This window comes from Bacteroides sp. RCH18, assembly GCF_058231005.1.
In genome coordinates this window covers 398,321-421,364 of the sequence record NZ_JBIPTC010000001.1, presented here as the reverse complement: position 1 = coordinate 421,364, position 23,044 = coordinate 398,321, and the positions used below count along the sequence as shown (strand labels likewise).

The 23,044-nt window shown below is 44.2% G+C and carries 16 protein-coding genes; 5 read left to right on the top strand and 11 right to left on the bottom strand.

The window, feature by feature from the left end:
- Window positions 1–80: 80 nt before the first annotated feature.
- From ACHLI0_RS01585 to ACHLI0_RS01555, 7 genes are all read right to left on the bottom strand, one after another.
- Entirely contained in the window at window positions 81–1,649 is a 1,569-nt protein-coding gene (locus ACHLI0_RS01585; protein ID WP_490748304.1) for a fimbrillin family protein, read from the bottom strand.
- A 24-nt stretch (window positions 1,650–1,673) separates the two neighbouring features.
- Entirely contained in the window at window positions 1,674–3,425 is a 1,752-nt protein-coding gene (locus tag ACHLI0_RS01580) for a fimbrillin family protein (RefSeq protein WP_490748303.1), read from the bottom strand.
- 104 nt (window positions 3,426–3,529) lie between these two features.
- Window positions 3,530–4,789 (bottom strand): fimbrillin family protein, encoded by a 1,260-nt coding sequence (locus ACHLI0_RS01575; protein ID WP_234117758.1) that lies wholly within the window; start codon window positions 4,787–4,789, stop codon window positions 3,530–3,532.
- Window positions 4,790–4,878: 89 nt separating this feature from the next.
- Window positions 4,879–5,889, bottom strand: a complete 1,011-nt coding sequence (locus ACHLI0_RS01570; RefSeq protein WP_490748302.1) for a DUF5119 domain-containing protein — start codon at window positions 5,887–5,889, stop codon at window positions 4,879–4,881.
- Window positions 5,886–7,169: a DUF3575 domain-containing protein gene (locus tag ACHLI0_RS01565; RefSeq protein WP_490748301.1), complete on the bottom strand. Its 1,284-nt coding sequence runs from the start codon at window positions 7,167–7,169 to the stop codon at window positions 5,886–5,888. Before ACHLI0_RS01565 ends, ACHLI0_RS01570 begins: the two co-directional genes overlap by 4 nt.
- Window positions 7,170–7,191: 22 nt before the next feature.
- Window positions 7,192–7,551 (bottom strand): hypothetical protein, encoded by a 360-nt coding sequence (locus ACHLI0_RS01560; protein WP_490748300.1) that lies wholly within the window; start codon window positions 7,549–7,551, stop codon window positions 7,192–7,194.
- A gap of 387 nt (window positions 7,552–7,938) precedes the next feature.
- Window positions 7,939–8,943 carry a tyrosine-type recombinase/integrase gene (locus tag ACHLI0_RS01555; RefSeq protein WP_490748299.1) on the bottom strand — a complete coding sequence of 335 codons (1,005 nt, stop codon included), beginning with the start codon at window positions 8,941–8,943 and terminating at the stop codon, window positions 7,939–7,941.
- 584 nt (window positions 8,944–9,527) lie between these two features.
- On the opposite strand from ACHLI0_RS01555, the gene ACHLI0_RS01550 reads away from it, so the two are divergent.
- Entirely contained in the window at window positions 9,528–10,037 is a 510-nt protein-coding gene (locus tag ACHLI0_RS01550) for a hypothetical protein (protein WP_065421894.1), read from the top strand.
- Window positions 10,038–10,073: 36 nt separating this feature from the next.
- On the opposite strand, the gene ACHLI0_RS01545 is transcribed toward ACHLI0_RS01550, so the two are convergent.
- The 4 genes from ACHLI0_RS01545 to ACHLI0_RS01530 all read right to left on the bottom strand — a co-directional run bounded on the left by ACHLI0_RS01545 (window position 10,074) and on the right by ACHLI0_RS01530 (window position 13,687).
- On the bottom strand, window positions 10,074–10,802 hold the full coding sequence (locus ACHLI0_RS01545; protein WP_008761650.1) for a nitroreductase family protein: 729 nt from the start codon (window positions 10,800–10,802) through the stop codon (window positions 10,074–10,076).
- Window positions 10,803–11,036: 234 nt separating this feature from the next.
- A complete protein-coding gene (locus ACHLI0_RS01540) occupies window positions 11,037–11,828 on the bottom strand; it encodes a head GIN domain-containing protein (protein WP_490748298.1) in 792 nt (263 codons plus the stop codon).
- A gap of 66 nt (window positions 11,829–11,894) precedes the next feature.
- A complete protein-coding gene (locus tag ACHLI0_RS01535; RefSeq protein ID WP_490748297.1) occupies window positions 11,895–12,683 on the bottom strand; it encodes an alpha/beta hydrolase in 789 nt (262 codons plus the stop codon).
- A gap of 5 nt (window positions 12,684–12,688) precedes the next feature.
- A complete protein-coding gene (locus ACHLI0_RS01530) occupies window positions 12,689–13,687 on the bottom strand; it encodes a quinone-dependent dihydroorotate dehydrogenase (RefSeq protein ID WP_055217755.1) in 999 nt (332 codons plus the stop codon).
- Between the two features lie 228 nt (window positions 13,688–13,915).
- On the opposite strand from ACHLI0_RS01530, the gene ACHLI0_RS01525 reads away from it, so the two are divergent.
- Genes ACHLI0_RS01525 through ACHLI0_RS01510 form a run of 4 tightly spaced genes read left to right on the top strand, consistent with a single transcriptional unit; the run spans window position 13,916 to window position 22,953 of the window.
- Window positions 13,916–16,384, top strand: a complete 2,469-nt coding sequence (locus ACHLI0_RS01525; RefSeq protein WP_490749543.1) for a glycoside hydrolase family 95 protein — start codon at window positions 13,916–13,918, stop codon at window positions 16,382–16,384.
- A 13-nt stretch (window positions 16,385–16,397) separates the two neighbouring features.
- On the top strand, window positions 16,398–17,600 hold the full coding sequence (locus tag ACHLI0_RS01520; protein WP_490748296.1) for a glycoside hydrolase family 88/105 protein: 1,203 nt from the start codon (window positions 16,398–16,400) through the stop codon (window positions 17,598–17,600).
- A 36-nt stretch (window positions 17,601–17,636) separates the two neighbouring features.
- Window positions 17,637–19,088, top strand: a complete 1,452-nt coding sequence (locus tag ACHLI0_RS01515) for a glycoside hydrolase family 140 protein (RefSeq protein ID WP_011107572.1) — start codon at window positions 17,637–17,639, stop codon at window positions 19,086–19,088.
- Window positions 19,081–22,953, top strand: a complete 3,873-nt coding sequence (locus ACHLI0_RS01510; RefSeq protein WP_490748295.1) for a family 78 glycoside hydrolase catalytic domain — start codon at window positions 19,081–19,083, stop codon at window positions 22,951–22,953. Before ACHLI0_RS01515 ends, ACHLI0_RS01510 begins: the two co-directional genes overlap by 8 nt.
- The last annotated feature ends 91 nt before the right edge of the window (window positions 22,954–23,044 follow it).

Here is a 23,044-nt window from a genome sequence, read left to right as displayed (position 1 = left end):
CTGCCCCGCCGGACACAGAAGTGTACTACAAAACAAACAATATAGTCACATTAATAAATCTACTTTTGTTCTAATATTGCTCAGAAAGCCAATACTGGGCGAAGGAACTTCCGACCATACTCCGATCCTTTGTTGCTGTCACCTATTATACTTTTTCCTAATGGGGTTAAGAATGTACTTTTTCTGTCATCAAAACGCATACTCCAATTGTGTGTTGTGCTACTTTCCGAGCTACAGTGAAAAAAGGCACTGCGAGTACTACTGCCCGAATTTAAGCTGAAAGTACCTCCGGCTGCATTCATTTTAGTTTCTATAGTATCACGCGCATCGGAGGTTCCTTCCCATCCTCCATTATAATTTGAAAACGATTCCATATTGATCTCTCCCAGATTCGTCAGTATATCATACCATTGTCCACAACTAGGCACATACCAGGGACTATAGATTGCATTAGACATACAAGGGTTTTGTTTGCGGTAATACAATATCTGCTGTACCACTCCATAGCGGTCATCCGAAGCATAAGAATTGATCAAGGCTTCCGTCTCCGTATATCCCTCCTTATTGGCACGAGATAGAGAAAGGCCAACGCAATTTATCAAGAAAGGTTCGTCGTAATTTGAATTAGTACTCCAGCATTTAGTCATTATATCGTTCGGGAAGTTTTCTTCTTTGGCAGCCATCACATACCCGTGCGTCCAGCCATGTCCCCGGTCGATGTCGCTGGTGGCGAGGCTGAAAATAAGACCAAGGCAGTTCTTTTTCCAACTATCTGTCATGTTGGCGTCTTTAGGCACGATAGCACCGTTCGCCATGTAGCGGTCGCCCAAAGTGATAGTGGAGGGAGTTATACTGGATCCTGTGGTGAGGTTGATTTTGCTGTATTTCCCTTTTGTCGGGGTCATTGTAAGGGTATAAGACGGAGTTCTGCTTTCGGCTGTGGTGTAAGATATTGCTATATCGGTAGATACTGACGGAGAAAGGATGAAGCGGAGCGTTCCGTCTCCCGGTTCGTAACCGGCTGTGACGCCTCCTGCCTGAAGTGAGGTGATTGAGGTGTACAAACTGTGATATTCATAATCTCCTGCTATGTATTTGTTGCCTTGCGGGCAGAGTACAACGAGGGACATGTAGTGTTGCAATGTAACTTTCAGTTCTGTGCCGGATAGGGTGCCTGTGCCTATCATCAGGTCGGAGGCGGCGAAGTTTTTCCGTGTGCTTTGGTCGGCATTCGGGATAAAGCTGCTTAGTTTACCGGCCAAATCAGCTTCGCTCACGGCACCGGTTATTGCTGAATCATATGGATAGTAAATCAGATAGGTAGCGTCGTCATAGGCATAGAGGGGATGAGTGCCGTCGGTAACCCATTGTTCGGTGCTGACGTTGTAGGTGACGGGGATATTATTTATTTTGTCCACTATCTTTCCGCCTTTTACGATGGTAATTCCTATTTTGTCGCCATCTGTGAAAAATGTTTCATAACCTTTGTCGGTTGTACGGGTGGTTGAATTGTCTGTAGGGAAAAAGTTTTCTGCTTTTATTTCCAGTGTCAGCGTATTGGGCGAAACGGGTATTTCAGTTTCGCTCGTGCATGAGTTTAATAATAGAAGTATGAAAGCGATATGTAGTATGAGTGGTTTATTTGCCATAGCTATATCTTTTTAGGGGGTATATTAAAAGGTGAAGACGGGACGGGTGGCATCACGGCCTCCTTTCCAATAGGAATTTAGAAATCCGCTATTTAGACGAAATCTGTCAAACTTGTATGCTGTACCTGAGCCGGTTTCGGTACTTGTCCAATAAGTGCCGTTATTGGCGCTACTTCCTATCAGTGTTTTACCTAATTGGTCCAGAACAACTTTAAGTGCTGCTTTATATTTATATAAATCCAGCATTTGTCCGGCTGAAGGCATATACCACCCACTGGTAGCAGAAGGTGCGAGCGGACTATAATTGTTCAATACTTTGTTAGGAAGATAAATACCTTTATCCCAAACTCCTCTTTCTTTGGCGGTATGTTCAATCAAAAGTGTATTGGAATATCCTCTATAATCATCGGTATCAGTTGGAGTTCCTACTAAATATAGAACTTCTTTTTCTTCAAAGCCACCATAAGTATAATAAACCCACCCTCCCCCTTTAGTATCATTAGCTATTCCCAAATCAGTTAACGAAACAACATAGCCATGTACTTCTTTCATGCTGGTTCCCGCTTTAGTAGCATAAACACAGTCGTCTTTGGGATGCCTTCCTGCATAGAATACAACTCCTATACAAGTTTTTCCGGTTTCCGGTTTGGATAAAGGGTTTGCAAAAGTGCAAATTCCGGTAGTCATATTTTCTACACGTAATCCTCCATCGCTATATGTGCCATCGGTGTAATAATAGTCTCCTAGTTTTAAGTCTCCGGCAATATAAGTTTTTATTTCAGCATTGTTGCTTGTGTCTTCCTCCCACCAGTTACTGGTGTCTGTGTCAATTTCCACTCCTGTCTTTTTAATAGTAATCGTATAATTCACTTCTTCACCTGCTTTCCATTCGGATGCTTCCGGCATCATCTTGTCTGTAACGGTTATCGTGCGTGTAGGAGCAGTACCTCCTGTCTCGATAGTGCCGTGTATAGTGTATTTCATGGAGAAGGTAGCATTTGTTTTATCAGGTATCAGGTAGAGGGAAGCAACGGTGGTTGTACTTCCTTTCGTTACGTTGAAATTGTTTTTAGAAATAGTATATGTGGTGGTAGGAGAACCGTCTGTATTCCAGTTGAATCCGCTTGTCGTATAAGTCAGTTTACCTTTCCCCTTTGCTTTCAGGGTGAAACTGTCCAATACTTTGGGAGTGTCGTCACTTTCCCCGTCTTTTACGATGATATTTACTTTCGCAAGGGTATGTTTCATGGTAAAGTTCAGTTCCTCTCCATTTTTGTTGAGTAACGGTACTGATACCAATAAATCCGTCTGGTTGGCTTCTGCCGCAGGCACTGTGTAAGTCAGATAAGGATATCCTATATTAGTGTTGCTACAGAGGGTTACTCCTGTAGCATTGTGTGGTGCATAGGCAAAGAAACTGACTTTATCGTTCAGGTTGTTCGGCCAGTATTTTACCGGACTGTATGTCCAGTTACCTCCCATTTGTTTACTTACAAGTTGGTTGTACATGAAACCGGGAGTAGAAGAAGATTCCTCAAAATCTCCATGAGTGAAGTAGGCGAACACTCCCATTGATTGAAGGTTGGCAGTGGTGATATCTCCTGCCCGGGTAGCCCTATCGTGAGATGCAGCGTTATGGGAAGTCCCCGTCACCGTGGTGGAAAAATCAAGAGGACGGGAGGAAAGAATCTCTTCCGTTTCATTTGTTCCGCAAGAAAAGAATAACGGAATGGCCGCAACGGAAAGAATCCGGTTCAACAGGTTTATTTTGATCATCTTTATGCTTTCAAGAACATTACTTTTTCTACAATTCTTTTTTAATTATTATGTGCCCGGAAAAGGACATTCAACCTTGTCCGGGCTTGGAGAGGGATCGTGGTTTACTCCATTGTGAAGCCATCACCTGCCGTACCCCACGGGGTGACACTTGTTTCAGCCTTCACTTTAATTTCTCTCAGGTTGATGGTAAATGTATAGGTGTACCATTTACCACGTTTCATGTGATGTGCCGGAAGTGGAACGGAAGTCTCAAAATGGCTCACTGAATATTTAGCTGGAGAACTGCCTACTATTTTAGTAACAATGTCATAATGGAAGCCAATCATGATGTCACCTTCTTCACATCCGCCCTGGCCCTCTGCAGCTACTGTCTTATCAGTATCGTTTACCGGAATCAGGTAAAGGAACTGGTTGGTTTTGAATAAGTCTTTCGGGGTATCTTTATTGGCTCTTACCAGCTTGATTCCTGAAACGGAGTTTGTCGAACCATCTTCCCATATTTCGGTGATTTTCTCCGCATCCATATTCATAATTTTTTCGATGCTGAAATCCGCTGTAGGAATCTCTGTATACTCGGATTCATAATTCCAGTGCAAATCTGCCCATTTAGCTTTAGTATAGAATTTGGAGTTGCTGTTGACTTGTGCGGGAGTTTGCATAGACATGCTTCCGTCTTTGCCTACAATCCACATGTGGGTAATATATACGAAACTATTGTCTCCGTCCAGGTCGGCATAGTCGTCACCCAGTTTGGCTTTAAATCCCATTTTGGAGAGAGTGTGGGCAAACTGGAATCCGATGGTTCCGTCATTATAAGTCTTATCGAGCGCATCGGCTACCACAAGGTCCACCATCTTATCCAGATTATCTTTGTTTTTTAGTGTAAATTCGATGCTGGGTATTCCGGTATCCGTTATACCGGAAGGAACGATGCCTACCCTGCTTCCATTATTGCCGGTTTCCTCATAGGGGGCATAGGCAAAGAAAGATACTTTATCGTTTGTATTGTTTGGCCAGTATTTTTTGGGACTGTAGGTCCATTCACCTGTACCGCTGTTTAGGGTTGCATCCCACGTCACCTTTTGGTTATACATGAAAGTGGGTGCCACATCTCCTTTGGCGGTATCCCATGCTTTGCTGCCGGTATAATAGCCCATAATGCCGAATCCGCCGAAGTGCGTGGCGTCACACGTACCTTGCATTGTTGTAGTCGAAACGTCCGTACCTCTGGTCGGCACGCCCGTATACACATTGAATCCCAGTACAGGATTTGTGTCCTGTCTCATTTCCGTAACCTCGTTCTGCGAACAGCCTGCTATCGACAGTGCTGATACAACCATCAGAAAATTTCTTGCTTTCATATTGTTTTTGTTAATTAAGTAATACTTCCTATGCGTTTGTCTTTGTTTATTAGCGTTATATATGTTAATCAATATATCCCGGTACCGTTTTACAAGGGAAATTCTGTATTCTCTTCCTTGCCCCACTGGTCAACGTCGGCGTTGAAGCCCGAATCCGAACCATCTTCTTGTTCGACATCGGGAAGTTTCTCCGGGGTACTTGCTTCTACATTCACTACAATCGTGCCAGTTTCATCGGTTGATTCGGCAATATGAACATGAACCAGCGATTGAGAAATTTCGGTTTTTTCATCTACCAATAGAAAGACGGTTTCCACGTTATGTTCTTCCGCCTTGTTGAAGCCGAAGACATTGAACTGTCCTGTAAGACTCCCTTTGGGGTAATCGTCTTCATTGAAAACGGGATTACCAACGGGAAACTCCTGTGTCACCCGTCCGCTACTTGAATGCCCGGTAGCAAGGAAGACGGAAACGGGAACTCCACTCAACCGACAAGTAGCTTTCCTGACATTGTTCAGCCCGTCTACGTTTATTTTCACTTTAACCGTGCAGGTCAGTTCAAGGGGGACGAAGTGTAGGGAGCAATCCTGCGAAATCTCTTTTTTACTTTGGGAAGAGACAGGAGTATAATTGTTACCCAGCATGTTTTCCGTTACTTCAAATTCTTCTATTACCGCTACTGCCAGTTTATCTGGAGAACTGACGATGGTTTCAGGAGTACTGCGGTTTTCCACTTGCCGGGCATAGGCTTCAATTGTATTAAAAGAGTTTATTCCACGGAAGCCTATCGCACTAAAATCATCGAATGAGCGGTTGAACAGCACTGCGCTGTAGTGTCCCTCAGGCAGTAGGGCGATAGTCCGGTTGCGGTTGCCCATCAGCACTATTTTAGGTTCTCCGCCGGTTTTAGGATAAAAAACAGCGGTGGCTCCGTAATTGTCTTCACCTTCCAAACCAGATTGGCTCCAGTCGGCGGTGAGAGTCACTTCCGCTGTTTCATAGTAGGTCAGTTCGCGGCGGTCACAAGCCGTCAATAGGAAGGGGAGGATACAGATGTACCATATATATTGATTCATGCAGAATTTACGTGCCTTATTCATCTTGTGCCTCCTTTTTTTATTTTCACCTTGCGGTTCAGCAGCCATACCAGCGAGATTTTCGCCTTTGTCGGTCCGAACCAGGTGTAACGCCCATTATTTTGCCACAGTAAAGTTTGGTAGTTATCACGGGCATGGTAGTAACGATAATCAGTTCGGAGTATACCGATACCGATATTAAATTCCAGATGCAGGTTGCGGGCAATACGTGTCGCCCAGCCATAGCTGATGCCGGCAGCGATAAAAAATTCTCCTTGATAGCCGTCTTCTTTCCATTGCAGGTCGTATTTGCCGCCTCCGGCATACAGTCCGAGAAAATGTCTGGTAAGCACTTCCGAGTTTATCCGTTTTTCCTTACTGCCTAGCCAGTAGCGGCCTTCCAGCCCGCCCATCAATATTTGCATGGAATATTTGTCACCATCGAACAACCACCACGGGAACATATACTCGGCATTCACAGACCAGCGTCTGCCAATCGGTATCTCAAGCTCTATGTTCGGCATCATTGCGACATCGAACAGTAAGTTTGTTTTCAAGGCGAAAAGAGGATGGTGGCAGGGGGTAGCTACTGAATTTCCTTGTAGACGTGGAAGAATAGTACTTCTGTCATTTCTATCCCTCAAGCCGTTTATATCCAAAGGGGTAGCTGTGGGAAGTGCGGACAGGCTGTCCGGATGCATCCATACTATACAGAGAGAAGCATTACGCAGATAACGCAGTAATCTGTCTCGGATATATCGGTAGGTACTTCCTCCGTTCAGTTCCTTCAGTAATACCTTGCAACGATCGGTGTCAGGAGTACGGTCTATGATTTTCAGCACTTCTTTCCGGTTGGGGAGTCGTTTGTCACCGGCTATCAGTTCTCGGAGCTCTTTCCAGTTCTCACCCTGTGGACGGGGATGGATGCGGGATGGGACAAGATTCGAGTATTTCCATATCAGATAGTCCTTTACGACTGTCGAGCGTTGCCGGGCCAAGCGTTCGTTATACTTTCGTCTGCCTTCGGGCGAGGCAAAAGACAGGATATGGATAGAGTCGATTCGTTCCGTCAGACTGAGGTTGGAGAATATTTCATCCAGATAACGGAGGGTACGGGCATTATCCATGTATTCGCTATCCACTACAGCCTCGTTGATACGGAATTGGAGTACCATCGGCTTGCTGAACGTATCTTGCACGTATATATTGTGATTGTATCTTTCCTGTGCATAGCTTGACAGTATGGCAAACAACATTCCGCAACTGAGGAGAAACTGTTTTATATGTACATTAATTATAGTCATAAGCTGGTTGTTTTCCGATCGGTTACCAATCAGAAAGTTTTATATCACCTAGAAACACGCGTATCATGTGGTTGACAACACCCATTTTGTGGGCTATCCTACCGTGACGGGTATAGAATGATTCGGGAGTGGGACATTTACAATTAATAGGTTCCCCTGTCGCTTCGATCACATCGAGCAGGGAGAGGTCGTACAAGGGACGGCATAATTCGTATGACTCTTTCTCTTCGGGCAAGCGTCGAACGAGTCCTTCGGCTTCTAACTTGTGGAGCAGTATACTTAACTCTTCTTCCGATAACTGGAAGTTTGCTGATTGCAGACATGCTCCTAATGAGATGTCGTATAAAACGGATATAGCGGCTTGTGTCAGAACTGTTAGCATTTGTTGTTTTGTTTATTGTTACTGTTACTTACCAAGTAACAGGTTGAAAAGAGGTTTATTACTTACCAAGTAATGGTAACTATACTTTCAGAACTATAGGAAAAGGCGTTTTCCAAGTGACTGTCGATTGAAAAAAGACACTTTGCTTAGACATTAGGTGAATAAAAGTACAGTCCGTTTTTGAAGAGTCAAAGATGGATGGCAGGCTTTATGCACTTTTTTAAGTGGTAGCAGTGGGCAATATTGTGTTTTCAGGGTTTGTGTCTCTGTTTATGAAGATTTTTTAGTGCCTTGACATAAAAATTAGCGTTTTATTTGGTTTAATGGAAAAATATTTTCAACTTTGTCACCGGAAATATTCCATTACTTGGTAAGTAATACACCACACTAATCGCTGGTATACAGTGTGTTACAAATCATACTTTTAGCTAAATCCCGCCTCACGACCGAAGTAATTAGTTTATAATTCGCCCGGTCTATCCGTTCCCCGGCAAAAGGCTTAAGGTAAGTTTCAGTGACACGAACGGAAGAATGCCCCAACGCTTCACTGATGATCCCAACAGGAGTACCCAAATGATAGGACAATGTAGCCCACGTATGCCTCGCGGTGTAAGAACTCAACTTCACACCCGGCAAGAGTAACGAAGCAACTTTCACCAAACGACCATTAAAGCTGCGCAAGGCATCCAGATAGCAACGGTGAAGTGCCGCCCCGTTATCCAAACTACTATCCAGAATGGGGAATTGGTAAATAGAACCCGGACGCCTGTCGGAAAACTTCTTCATCAACGGTAAAGCCTCCTTGGGAATGCGGACTGTCATTTGACGCCCGGTCTTATGACGGCAATAAACAATCACATTACCCTGAACGTCACGTTTACGCAAATGGGCAAGGTCAATAAATGGCATCCCACGGAAAAGAAACATCAGCAGAAAATAAGCAAGCGAGCGTCCCGTATCCTCAGGCAATAAGCCTATATCACTCTCCAAAAGCAGACGCATCTGTTTCTGCGTCAAGGAACGTTTGGTACGGGATTCCACCTTCGTATACACATCATTGAAAAGACCGGGAATATATCCGGAACTGCCCACAGGAAAGATACGGTTGAATACCGCACGTAAGGTACGCATATAGGTGGAAATGCTGTTCCAGCTCAATGACTTGCTCAAAAGCCACTCCTGATAGGCTTTCAGACGACCGGGAGTAAACAACTCGCATACAGGCAGCAGTCCTGACGTATCACCGGAAAACTCTGTAAAGGAACGCAGCGTACAGCTATACGTATGCACGGCGGCATATTTTCCCGCAGCTTCCAGTTCACTGATAATGGCTGACATACAAACGGGAAAGCCGGTAACCATCCTTTCATTTACAATTTCTTCTTTATCCATAATTTCACGATTTTATATCCGCGCGATATGCGCATGTCTTTCCAAACAGGCATACACGGAGATTGTTTGTAAACGCAAAATAAAGGATGTGAGCAAGTTATAAAAGAATCAGAAGGCAGTGAATGACGCAGGGAAGTGATTCGACTGTAATAAACTTTGTTAAATACGCTGTGTACAATTACTGTACTATATATTGACATCGCCTTCCGCGTATATACGCGCAAATTTAATTGGTAGCAAAAGATTCTTATTTCATTACATATTAATATCAACCGGTATTTCCTCCATTTTGAAAAATACGAATATTCACTCTAGCTTTGCACTTCGGTTTTTAACTAATCGCCCGTTTCTCACCGGGAAACACCCTCTTGGTTTTAAAGAAACGGGGCGTTGGTTTTAAAGGAACGGCCCTTTGGTTTTAAACCAAAAAGAGGCATTTGTAACTACTTGATTTTCAATTTCTTATAAAAGCAGAATTCCGTCCCCGTAACCTATGGGATTTTTCTCAACAAACAAAACGGAATTCATGACCCGAAGCGGTCTGATGCATATAAGATTTATTTACAATTAAGAATTGAAATCCCATGGTTACAGTTACGATTACCATCAAGCCGTATCTGGCGAGGTATATGTACGTACGTTACGCACAAAGTCTAGAACCCGAATCCGAAAGTCGCCCCTCGCCTTCCTCACCGTCCTCTCCCCCAAAACCGGTTCCCATCCGTCTCTCCCACATCACTCCTGTCTATCATTTCCTACACCGCCTGTCCGTCCCGCATCCACTCAAAGTATCCTGGAAAGAAACAGGAAATATCACGTTCGTACTGCCCAATCCAGCCTATGGAAAGAATCCCGAAACGTATAATTATATAGGAAAGGAAAGCGCATTGATCATAGAAAAGGAAATTGAAACGGAAATGAAGGCGGAACTCTATTCGTTTCTGCTGGACAATAAGTTCAATAAGGGGGTGATGTTCAAGAAGTCAATGGCACTATTTGTGGAACACTATGAAATGGTGGAACTGGTACAGGAAGAGAGCCTGATAAAAGCATTTCAAAGGTGGAGGAAGTTAGTGAAAGAAGAAAGAAAGTAATACTCAAACTCTATAAATATGAAAATTTCAATAACATCAAATCTTACGATAAACTTCCTCAAACGGTACCCTGCACCGTTCTCCCCAAATTCCTTTATTTCCATTCCGGATTCCACAAGAAACTACCATATTTATTTCAGCACCATGAGGCAACTTAAGCAACCTTTTGAGCCGTCGGCTATCCAAGCCTTCCAAGGGGCAGGTATCATATCCTTCGTTCGCCATAGCAATCATAAATGTCTGAGCTGCAAGCGCACAGGATTTATGTACTACCACACGCACATCACCTTCAGATACTTCGAGCATCATAGGGCGGAAAATGCTGATAATATTAGCAAGTAGTACTCTGAAAAGTCCTAAGATACCGCAGAAACGGGCATAAACAAACGGCATCAATATCCCATAGTACAGTTTTCTGTCTTTAATACGTTTCTCCTGCCTGTCTATAGGACTATTCCGCCGTATATTTCCTGTCTCGAAATCAAGAACGAATTTCGCCCGCTTCCGATACAAGTCACGACGTGTGACGAAAACAACAATCTGCGAAGCCGTGGAAGTTGCTTTTTGGTCAAGACAAGCTCTTGATACCTTTGCCATCAATTCAGGCTGTGTGATGTGATAAAACTCCCATAGTTGCATATCAGAACTATTGGGAGCCAAAGTTGCCAATTCCAGGCAATGCTTTACTTTCTCTGTATCTATTTCCTTTTCTTTATCATATACCCGTACAGAGCGACGATAATTTAAAACTTCATCTAAATTCATATACTACTTGACTTAATTGAATAATATTTCATAATGTGCAATATCAGAAAATACAGATAAGCCCATATAAATAAAACAGATCTGCAAGTTAATTGTATCTTGGCTAACTATATTTTTAACATATTGTCATTGTATATACTTCGATAAGAGATCTATGAATGTCTGAATAAAAGCGGGCAAATATGTGATAAATAACATATTTGCCCGCTTTCTATAAAAAATAAGATTCGTATCTTACTTACCGGTAATCGAATTTTTCTTCCCCTGCTTATTTACAACTGAAGGGCTTCCTTTATATTCAATATCACCACTACCACTAACTCTCGCATCTAACTGTCTGGAAGCGTAGCATACTATATCACCCGAACCTGCAACTGTAGCAACGACATTAGTTGCAGCCAGTTTTTCAGCACTAATATCTCCGGAACCATTTACTGTCAGTGTCGCCTTCTGTGCAGAACCTTTCATATTGATATCACCGGAACCATTAACTTCTGACACCACAGTAGTCGCTTTCACATTTTTCAAATCAATGTCCCCGCTTCCTTTCACCAAAGCAAATATATTAGTATATTGCAGATTCTCCGCTTCGATATCTCCGGAACCGGCTATATTCAAATTCAGGTCATTCCCTTTGATTGTACCTTTCAGATATACATCTGCCGAACCTTTAATATCTACCTGATTCAATGAAGGGGAAGAAGCTATCACTTTCAAACGACGCTCTCCACTAAGAATCTTGACACCCTTTTTGATATTCACCTGCAATACTCCATTTACTGTAGAAACTTCCAGCAAGTCTACCAAATTATCCGAACCGTATATAGAAACTGTCGTTTTAGAACCATTACTCTGACGATACTCAACATCAGGACTGCCTAATACGCTGATTGAGCTGAAGTTGCTTACGTTATTCAGTTCTTTTGTGATATATTTCTTACTGGGAGTAACGGTCTGCGCCTGTATTCCTGTGACCAACAGAAACATCAGCACTACCAACATAGATGTAACCTTTGAATTTCTCATAATTTCTTTTCATTAAATATTTTAATGACAAATATAGGAAGTATATTTCGAATTACAAGAAAAGAATTACAATTTTGCCAACCATTCTCCAAGTTCCTGAAGCCACTCCTGCTTATACACAAAACTATCATTATAACCGAATCCATGTCCTCCCGCAGGATAGATGTGCAGAGAAATGGGGATATCTGCTTTCTGTAGTCTGGCAGCATACATAATACCATTCAGAGGGCTTACCACAGCATCATCTGCAGCTGCTACAATGAAAGCGGCAGGTGTGTCGGAAGTAATATGCTCAATCGGTGAATACTGCTCCATCTTATCCGGTGAATAGGAATGAGCAAACATTCGTTCACGGCAAGGAAAATGTGTCAAACGATCATCGACACTGACTACCGGATACATCAATATCTGAAAATCCGGCTTCTCATCATCAGGCAAAAGCGTAGCTGAAAAAGTTGCCAGATATCCTCCGATAGAAGCCCCCATCACTCCCAGTTTATCACAAAACTCCGGAAACTTTTCTCGCACAACCTTCAATGCCAACCGGATATCTTGTTCGGGAACATCAGGATTACCATGAGGCATTCTATATTTAAAGACGATATATGTAATTCCCAGCTTCGTAAACCATTCGGCAAAATCAATGCCTTCATTCTCCAGATTAGTCTTCAGAAATCCACCTCCGGGACACATAATAACACTGCTTCCATTGGGCCTGTCACAAGTAAAAACAAACAAAGTTCCTTCGGAAGCATTTTCTACGATTCCAATCAGTTCGGCATTGTCCACTTCCGCCAAATCATAGGTCGTCATGGATAAGTCCTCATACAAGCTAATACAAATTAATTTCTTCATATCGATTAATGTTTAAGTTTCTTCCCTATTTTATGAACAACAGAAGGACCGGAATAGATAAATGCCGAATAAATCTGTATCATATCGGCCCCTTGGGAAATCATATTGGCTGCATCCTCTGCTGTCATTATTCCTCCTGCCCCGATAATCAGAAAGTGGCGGTCGGTGTGCCCGGACAGATAACGCACTACCTTCTGCGATTTCTTTCCGATACCCCGACCACTGACGCCACCGTTACCGATCTTTTCCAACTGTTTTGTTTTTGTCTGATGCAATTCTGAGCGGTCCATCGTCGGACCCGTGGCTATAAAGCCTTCTATGGAATATTTATATGCAAGGGAAATGACCAGATCCAATTCCTTCTCATCAATATCGGCCGGGAGCTTAATGAAAATACTGCACCGTTTGTTCACTGCCTCACGGAATGTTGTGAAGTTTTCTAAAACTTTAGCAAATGATTCTTTATCTATACTACCCCAGTTCAACGTAAAATAATCTACACTTTCATATAAACGAGTGAAAACCAGCTCAAAATCTTTGATGATCTGCTCACCGGCAGAAAGCGGATTCTTATTGATATTTACTCCGAGTATGTAAGAATGTTTTCTGTGTCTTCTGATATGCTCCAGAGCTACATCGACACCGCAATTATTGAACCCTGTACGTGAGATCAGTGATTCGTCTTCTACCAGCCTGAAGATACGGGGAGAAGGATTTCCCGGTTGATAATCAGGAGTTACAGTCCCCACTTCCAGAAATCCGAAACCAAAATCTGCCAACTCATCAAATGTTTCCGCATTTTTATCGAATCCGGCAGACAAGCCTATCCGGTTTTTGAATCGCAGGCTTCCGTATGAAAAAGGTTCGTCCACTTGATAGTGTCCTCTTACGCATGCACGAACCGGAAGCAGATAGCGATAGATTTTTAACCAGTTCAAGAGCATCCGATGTACTTTTTCAGGATCAATGAGAAATAATAACGGTCTAACGATTAAATTATACATTTTCAATTATCTGTTTTTTAGATTAAAGATATGAATCCACACTCAGGAAACAACTTCTTCCTAGTGCTCTTACGTATGCAAAGTAAGACCTTTTTGAGCAGATATTGAAGTTCATTTTTTTTATACCCGATAACTTTTGATTATCCCTGCTTCTTATTGCCTGTATATTGGGTACAAAATTCCTTTTTAATCGTCCTCCTATAAAAGTATAAAAGCGATTAGATGAAAATGAATAAAAAGAGATTAATCGGATATCTGTTTGTAATGGTCTCTACAGGATGTATTCATGCGCAGGAGAAAAAAGTATCTGCACAGGAATATAAGCTATGGTATGACCGTCCCGCACAGGTATGGACCGAAGCTTTACCCTTGGGAAACGGGCGTCTGGGGGCAATGGTATATGGAACGCCGGGAACAGAACAAATACAACTAAACGAAGAAACCATTTGGGCAGGACGCCCCAACAACAACGCAAACCCGAACGCACTGGAGTATATTCCGAAGGTACGTGAACTTGTTTTTGCCGGAAAATATCTGGAAGCACAAACGCTCGCTACGGAGAAAGTGATGGCAAAAACAAATTCGGGAATGCCTTATCAGAGTTTCGGCGACCTGAGAATTGCCTTCCCCGGACATACCCGCTATTCCGATTATTATCGGGAACTGAGCCTGGACTCGGCACGTGCCATCGTCCGTTATGAAGTAGACGGAGTCCAATATCAACGTGAAACGATCACCTCATTTACCGATCAGGTAGTTATGGTACGACTGACCGCCAACCGTCCGGGACAAATAACCTTCAACGCACAGCTCACCTCCCCTCATCAGGATGTAATGATTCACTCTGAAGAAGGAAACTGTGTGACCCTTTCAGGGGTGTCTTCCTTACATGAAGGACTGAAGGGAAAAGTAGAATTTCAGGGAAGGCTGACCGCCCGCAACCAAGGAGGAAAAATAGCTTGTACCGATGGCGTCCTCTCTGTAGAAGGAGCTGACGAAGCCACAATCTATGTGTCTATAGCCACCAACTTCAATAATTATCTGGACATCACAGGCAATCAGACAGAACGTGCAAAGAGCTATTTGTCCGAAGCGCTGGTTCGTCCATTCGCAGAAGCCAAAAAGAATCACGTAGAATTTTATCGTCGATATCTGACCAGAGTATCTCTGGATTTAGGGGAAGACCAATATAAAAATGTGACAACCGACAAGCGTGTAGAGAATTTTAAGGACACACATGACGCGCATCTGGTTGCCACTTACTTCCAGTTTGGCCGTTATCTGTTAATCTGCTCGTCACAACCGGGTGGACAACCCGCTAACTTACAGGGTATCTGGAATGATAAACTTTTCCCTTCCTGGGATAGCAAATATACCTGTAATATCAATCTGGAAATGAATTACTGGCCATCGGAAGTGACTAATTTAAGTGACTTGAACGAGCCACTTTTCCGGCTGATAAAAGAGGTAAGCGAAAGCGGAAAGGAAACGGCAAAAATCATGTATGGAGCCAATGGATGGGTATTGCATCATAACACGGATATATGGCGTATCACAGGAGCACTGGACAAAGCCCCTTCGGGTATGTGGCCGAGCGGCGGTGCATGGTTATGCCGTCATCTATGGGAACGATATCTGTACACCGGAGACACAGAGTTCCTGCGTTCCGTTTATCCGATATTGAAAGAATCCGGACTGTTCTTTGACGAGATTATGGTGAAAGAACCTGTACACAACTGGTTGGTAGTCTGCCCGAGCAACTCCCCCGAAAATGTACATTCCGGCAGCGACGGCAAGGCAACTACAGCCGTCGGATGCACGATGGACAATCAGTTGATATTCGACCTTTGGACAGCTATTATTTCAGCTTCCCGAATTTTGGATACGGACAAAGGATTTGCCGCTCATCTGGAACAACGCCTCAAGGAAATGGCTCCTATGCAAGTAGGACATTGGGGACAATTGCAGGAATGGATGTTCGACTGGGATGATCCGAACGATGTACACCGCCACGTATCCCATCTATATGGATTATTCCCCAGCAACCAGATTTCTCCTTACCGCACTCCGGAACTATTTGACGCTGCACGCACTTCTCTGATTCACCGTGGAGATCCGTCCACCGGATGGAGCATGGGATGGAAGGTTTGCCTGTGGGCACGCCTCCTTGATGGTGACCATGCCTACAAACTGATAACCGACCAATTGACTCTGGTACGTAACGAAAAGAAAAAAGGAGGTACCTACCCTAACCTGTTCGATGCTCACCCGCCTTTCCAAATCGACGGAAACTTCGGTTGTGCTGCAGGTATAGCCGAAATGCTGATGCAAAGTTACGATGGCTTTATTTACCTGCTTCCGGCACTTCCGACTCTTTGGAAGGACGGTTCTGTCACAGGTATTATCGCCCGTGGAGGTTTCGAACTTGATTTAAACTGGAAGAATGGAAAAGTAAATCGCCTGGTTGTGAAATCTCATAAAGGTGGTAACTGCCGTCTACGTTCACTCAACCCACTGACCGGAAAGGGCTTGAAACGTGCCAAAGGAGAGAACCCGAACCCTCTCTATGCAGTCCCCACGATTCCCCAGCCATTGGTGAATGAAAAAGCCAGCCTGAATAAAGTGGAAATTGCAAGGACTTACTTGTATGACCTGCCTACCAAAGCAGGGCAAGAATATATATTGATTGGAAAATAATAACTCTACCTATATGAACAGAAACTTGTTAAAACTGATTGTTGCTTGCGGAGCTGCTTGCTTCATCGCCTGCACAGCACCTCAAAAAGCAGAAACAGAAAAATGGAGCGAACGTATGGCACGCTCTGAGATGAAACGTTTTCCCGAACCCTGGATGATTGAAAAAGCAAAAGTACCCCGTTGGGGATATACCCACGGACTTGTTGTAAAGTCTATGCTGGAAGAATGGAAACATACCGGAGACAGCACTTACTATGAATATGCCAAAATCTACGCAGACAGTCTGATCGATATGGACGGCCACATCAAAACGATGAAATATCTTTCATTCAACATTGATAACGTCAATGGCGGCAAGATTCTTTTTGATCTTTATGCACAATCAGGAGATGAACGCTATAAAATAGCCATGGATACCCTACGTAAACAGATGGCAGAACAACCCCGCACAAGCGAAGGAGGATTCTGGCATAAGCTAAGATATCCCCATCAGATGTGGCTGGATGGCATCTTCATGGCTTCTCCTTACTTGGTACAGTACGGCAGTACTTTCCAGGAACCGGCACTATACGATGAAACTGTGAAACAGATTCTTCTGATAGCACGCAAAACATACGACCCCACCACAGGACTTTACTATCACGGGTGGGATGAAAGCCGCGAACAGAAATGGGCAAATCCCGAAACCGGTTGTTCTCCTAATTTTTGGAGCCGCAGTATCGGATGGTATGGAGCAGCCTTGGTAGACGTACTGGATTATCTCCCTCAGGAAACGACCGGACGAGACAGCGTCATGCAGATTCTTCAGGGATTGGCAAAAACTTTAGTGAAATATCAGGATCCTCAGTCCGGCACCTGGTATCAGGTAACAGATCAGGGAGCGCGTGAAGGAAATTACCTGGAATCTTCGGCAACCGCCTTATTTATCTATACACTTGCCAAAGCTGTCAATAAGGGATATATCAGCAAGGATTACATCGAACCTACCCGCAAAGCTTTTGATGGAATGGTCAAGACATTTACCCGTCTTGAAGAAGACGGTAGCTATACCATTACGAATTGTTGTGCGGTAGCCGGACTGGGCGGAGACTCCAAAAAATACCGTGACGGTTCATTCGAATATTATATCAGCGAACCGGTTATAGAGAATGACCCGAAATCAGTAGGATCGTTTATTCTGGCGGCCATCGAATATGAGAAAATGACAGACAAATAAATGTAAAGATATGAACTCCAAAAACGATAAAGTACAATGAGAAAATTTAAGATTCTTCCTCTCTTATTGCTGCTGTTGACATTGGCAACCTCTGCCGCAGCACAAAAGAAAACACAAAAGACGTATATCCCATGGAGCAACGGCAAACTCGTCGTTTCTGAAGAAGGACGTTATCTGAAACACGAAAACGGCACTCCTTTCTTCTGGCTGGGAGAAACCGGCTGGCTGCTGCCTGAACGTCTGAATCGTGACGAAGCCGAATATTATCTGGAACAATGCAAACGCCGCGGATATAACGTGATTCAGGTTCAGACATTGAATAATGTCCCGTCTATGAATATCTACGGACAGTATTCCATGACTGACGGCTACAACTTCAAGAATATCAATCAGAAAGGTGTATATGGTTATTGGGATCATATGGATTACATTATCCGTACCGCAGCAAAGAAAGGTCTTTATATCGGCATGGTCTGCATCTGGGGAAGTCCGGTAAGTCATGGCGAAATGAATGTAGATCAGGCAAAAGCATACGGCAAGTTCCTGGCAGAACGCTATAAAGACGAACCTAACATTATCTGGTTTATCGGTGGGGATATCCGTGGTGATGTGAAGACTGCCGAATGGGAAGCATTGGCAACCTCCATCAAAGCAATCGACAAGAACCATCTGATGACCTTCCACCCGCGTGGCAGAACGACTTCTGCTACTTGGTTCAACAATGCACCGTGGCTGGATTTCAATATGTTCCAGAGCGGACACCGCCGTTATGGACAACGTTTCGGTGACGGAGATTATCCCATCGAAGAAAATACGGAAGAAGACAACTGGCGTTTTGTAGAACGCAGTATGGCTATGAAACCGATGAAGCCCGTTATAGACGGTGAACCCATCTACGAAGAAATACCGCACGGTCTGCATGATGAGAACGAATTACTTTGGAAAGATTATGATGTACGCCGGTACGCTTACTGGTCTGTATTTGCCGGTTCTTTCGGACATACGTATGGTCATAACTCCATCATGCAGTTTATCAAACCGGGCGTAGGCGGTGCTTATGGTGCTAAAAAGCCTTGGTATGATGCTCTGAATGATCCCGGATATAATCAAATGAAATATCTGAAGAATCTGATGCTGACTTTCCCATTCTTCGAACGAGTACCGGATCAGTCTGTCATCGCCGGACAGAATGGCGAACGTTATGACCGTGCCATCGCAACACGCGGCAATGACTATCTGATGGTATATAACTACACCGGACGCCCGATGGAAGTTGATTTCAGCAAAATCAGCGGTGCCAAGAAGAACGCATGGTGGTACACTACCAAGGATGGTAAACTGGAATATATCGGTGAATTTGACAACGGTGTGCACAAGTTCCAGCACGACAGCGGCTACAGCAGCGGAAACGATCATGTCTTGATTGTAGTAGACAGTAGTAAGGATTATGTGAAGAAAGACTGCTATCAAATTGACACTCATGAATAAAAAGATACTTATATTATCATTCTTTTCTGTTCTGTTTCTTGCAGCAGGTCCGATACGTGCAGCCATAGACGTAACCAACCTACGGACAGAGCAGCTAAAGAATCCGTCGGGTATCGATACGCGCCAACCCCGACTGGGTTGGCGTATCGAATCGGACGAACAGAATGTGATGCAAACCGCGTATCACATTCTCGTTGCATCTTCCCCCGAGCTATTGGCACAAGGGAAAGGAGATATGTGGGATTCCGGAAAAGTAGAAACAGATGCTTCCCAATGGATAACCTACCAGGGAGAAAATTTGAAGCGCAATGCTCCCTACTTCTGGAAGGTGAAGGTTTACACCAATAAAGGTGAAAGTGATTGGAGTAGTCCGGCTTTCTGGAGCATGGGACTATTCAATGAAGCAGACTGGCAAGGTCAGTGGATCGGTCTGGACCGTGCAGCTCCGGGGGACAGTGAAACTCAATGGAGCCGCCTGGCAGCCCGTTATCTTCGCAAGGAATTTGCCTTGAAGAAAGAAATAAAGCGTGCCACAGTGCACATTGCCGGAATGGGATTGTATGAACTGTTCATCAACGGACAACGCATAGGTGATCAGGTACTAGCCCCCGCTCCTACCGATTACCGGAAGACAATCTTGTATAACACATACGATGTCACTTCCCAACTTCAGCAAGAGAACGCCATCGGTGTTACTTTAGGCAATGGTCGTTTTTATACCATGCGTCAGAATTACAAGCCATACAAGATTCCGACCTTCGGATATCCCAAACTACGCCTGAATCTGATCGTTGAATATGCTGATGGCAGTAAGGAGACAATCGCTACGAATACTTCATGGAAACTGACAACCGAAGGTCCTGTCCGCAGCAATAACGAATATGACGGCGAAGAATATGACGCCCGCAAAGAACTGGGGAGCTGGACGCAGACAGGTTATGACGATACAAAATGGATGCCGGCAGAACGCGTCAGTATTCCTTCGGGTACACTTCGTGCTCAAATGATGCCGGGGATGAAAGTAACGGAAACGCTGAAACCTGTTTCTATCCAAAAAATGGGTGACAAATACATTATGGATACTGGTCAGAATCTGGCAGGATGGGTACGTTTCCGTATCAAAGGCCAGGCAGGCGACAGCATTCGTCTTCATTTTGCAGAACGTCTGGAAGCAGATGGAGAAATCTTCACGAAAAATCTGCGCGACGCACATTGTACGGATATATATGTAGTTAGCGGACGTGAACCGCAAGGTGCCACCTGGGCTCCCCGTTTTGTATATCATGGTTTCCGTTATGTGGAAATCAGCGGATATCCGGATGCCAAGACCGAGGATTTCGTAGTGGAAGTCGTAGAAGATGAGATGGATCATACAGGCTCTTTTTCCTGTTCGGACGAAACATTGAACCAAGTTATACGTAATGCATTCTGGGGGATTCGGAGTAACTATAAAGGTATGCCGGTAGACTGTCCCCAGCGTAACGAACGTCAGCCCTGGCTGGGAGATCATGCAATGGGCTCTTGGGGAGAAAGTATGTTCTTCGACAATCATGCCATGTACAACAAATGGGCACGTGATATCCGCGAAGCACAGCGCGAAGACGGCTGTATTCCTGATGTAGCTCCGGCTTACTGGAACTATTATTCGGATAATGTCACATGGCCTGCTACCCTGCCCCTAGTCTGTGATATGCTCTTCACCAATTATGGAGACATACGTCCGATAGAAGATAATTATCCGGCTATCAAGAAATGGATATCGCACATCCGTGAGTATTATATGACAAAGGACTACATCATCACCAAAGATAAATATGGAGACTGGTGTGTTCCACCCGAATCGTTGGAAATGATTCACAGTCAAGATCCTGCCCGCAAAACGGATGGTGCCTTGATTGCTACTGCCTATTACCTGAAAGTGTTGCAACTGATGCATCGCTTCGCCAGTCTTCAGGGATTGACTGCGGATGCCAAAGAGTGGGAAGACCTGGAACATAAAATGAAGGATGCATTCAATGCACATTTCCTGCATATAAAGGAAGGTACTTCACTTGTACCCGGTCATACTCTGTATCCGGATAGTGTTTTCTACGGGAATAATACTGTAACAGCTAATATTCTGCCACTTGCCTTCGGTCTCGTGCCCAAAGCGCATATCAAAGAAGTAGCAAAGAATGCAGTAACCACCATTATTACAACGAACAAAGGGCATATCAGTACCGGAGTAATCGGTACGCAATGGCTGATGCGTGAATTGAGTCGTCGGGGGCATGCAGATGTAGCTTATCTGTTGGCCACCAATGATACATATCCTTCATGGGGATATATGGCAGCACAAGGTGCCACCACTATTTGGGAACTTTGGAACGGTGACACGGCAAATCCCGGAATGAACAGCGGAAATCATGTTATGTTATTAGGAGACTTACTCCCCTGGTGTTTCAACAATCTGGCAGGTATCCGTGCCGACCGTTGGAAATCCGGTTACAAACATATTGTTTTCCAGCCTGCTTTCGAAATTCAGGAATTGAGTAATGTGGATGCTTCTTATATGAGTATCTACGGAAAGATTACCAGCCGATGGAAAAAGACTCCTATGCATTTGGAATGGGATATCGAACTTCCTGCCAATACTACAGGAGAAGTACATCTGCCGGATGGACGAAAAGAAAAAATAGGTTCCGGCAAATATCATTTCAGCGTAGATATACCGACACGGAATGCTGCCATCATCAGCGATGAATTTCTATACGAGAAAGCTTCTTTCCCGGAATGTCACGGGGCGACCATTGTAGAACTGAAAAACGGTGACCTCGTTGCTTCTTTCTTCGGTGGAACCAAAGAACGTAATCCGGATTGCTGTATCTGGGTTTGCCGCAAGCCCAAAGGTGCCAAAGAATGGACGGCTCCCAAGCTGGCTGCCGACGGAGTTTTTTCACTCAAAGATTCGCAGGCTGCTTTAGCCGGCATAGATTCGACCTGCACTCCTGTACTGGATGCCAAAGGAAAACTGACTGCCCGCCGGAAAGCTTGCTGGAATCCTGTACTTTTCCAGATACCGGGAGGAGATTTAATTCTGTTCTACAAAATAGGATTAAATGTAGGCGACTGGACCGGCTGGCTGGTTCGTTCAAAAGACGGTGGGAAAACTTGGGGCAAACGCGAAGCCTTGCCGGAAGGATTTCTAGGTCCTATCAAGAACAAACCGGAATACATCAACGGTCGCATCATCTGCCCGTCAAGCAGAGAGGGCAAAGGGGGATGGCGTATTCATTTTGAATATTCGGATGATAAAGGCAAAACCTGGAAAACGACAGAGTCGGTACCTGCCGAACTGTCTGTCCCGACTCAGAACCGTAAAAAAGGTGGTATTAACGTAGATGATCAGGAAGCGGGAGAAGCTATCCAGGGAGAAGGGGCACAACCGATTCTTGCCATCCAACCCAGTATTCTAAAGCATAAGGATGGAAGATTGCAGGTACTTTGCCGTACACGCAATGCAAAGATTGCAACATCATGGAGCAGCGACAATGGTGAAACATGGAGTAAAGTGACATTAAGCAATGTTCCGAACAACAATTCCGGAACAGATGCCGTGACAATGAGTGACGGACGTCACATTCTCATTTACAATCATTTCTCCACATTGTCAGGCACACCAAAAGGTCCCCGTACTCCTCTCTGCGTAGCCATATCAGAAGATGGAATCAACTGGAAACCGATTCTGACATTAGAAGACAGCCCTATCAGCCAATATTCTTATCCAAGCATTATTCAGGGAAAAGATGGAAAGTTACATGCAATCTATACCTGGCGTCGCCAACGGATCAAGTATACGGAGATAGATCTCTCAAAGTTTAAGTAGTAGCTGAATAAAAGAAAAACAGATTCTCTGTTATCATTATACCGCACTGACAATTATCGTATCAGTGCGGTATTTTGTTGTTTACAGGTTT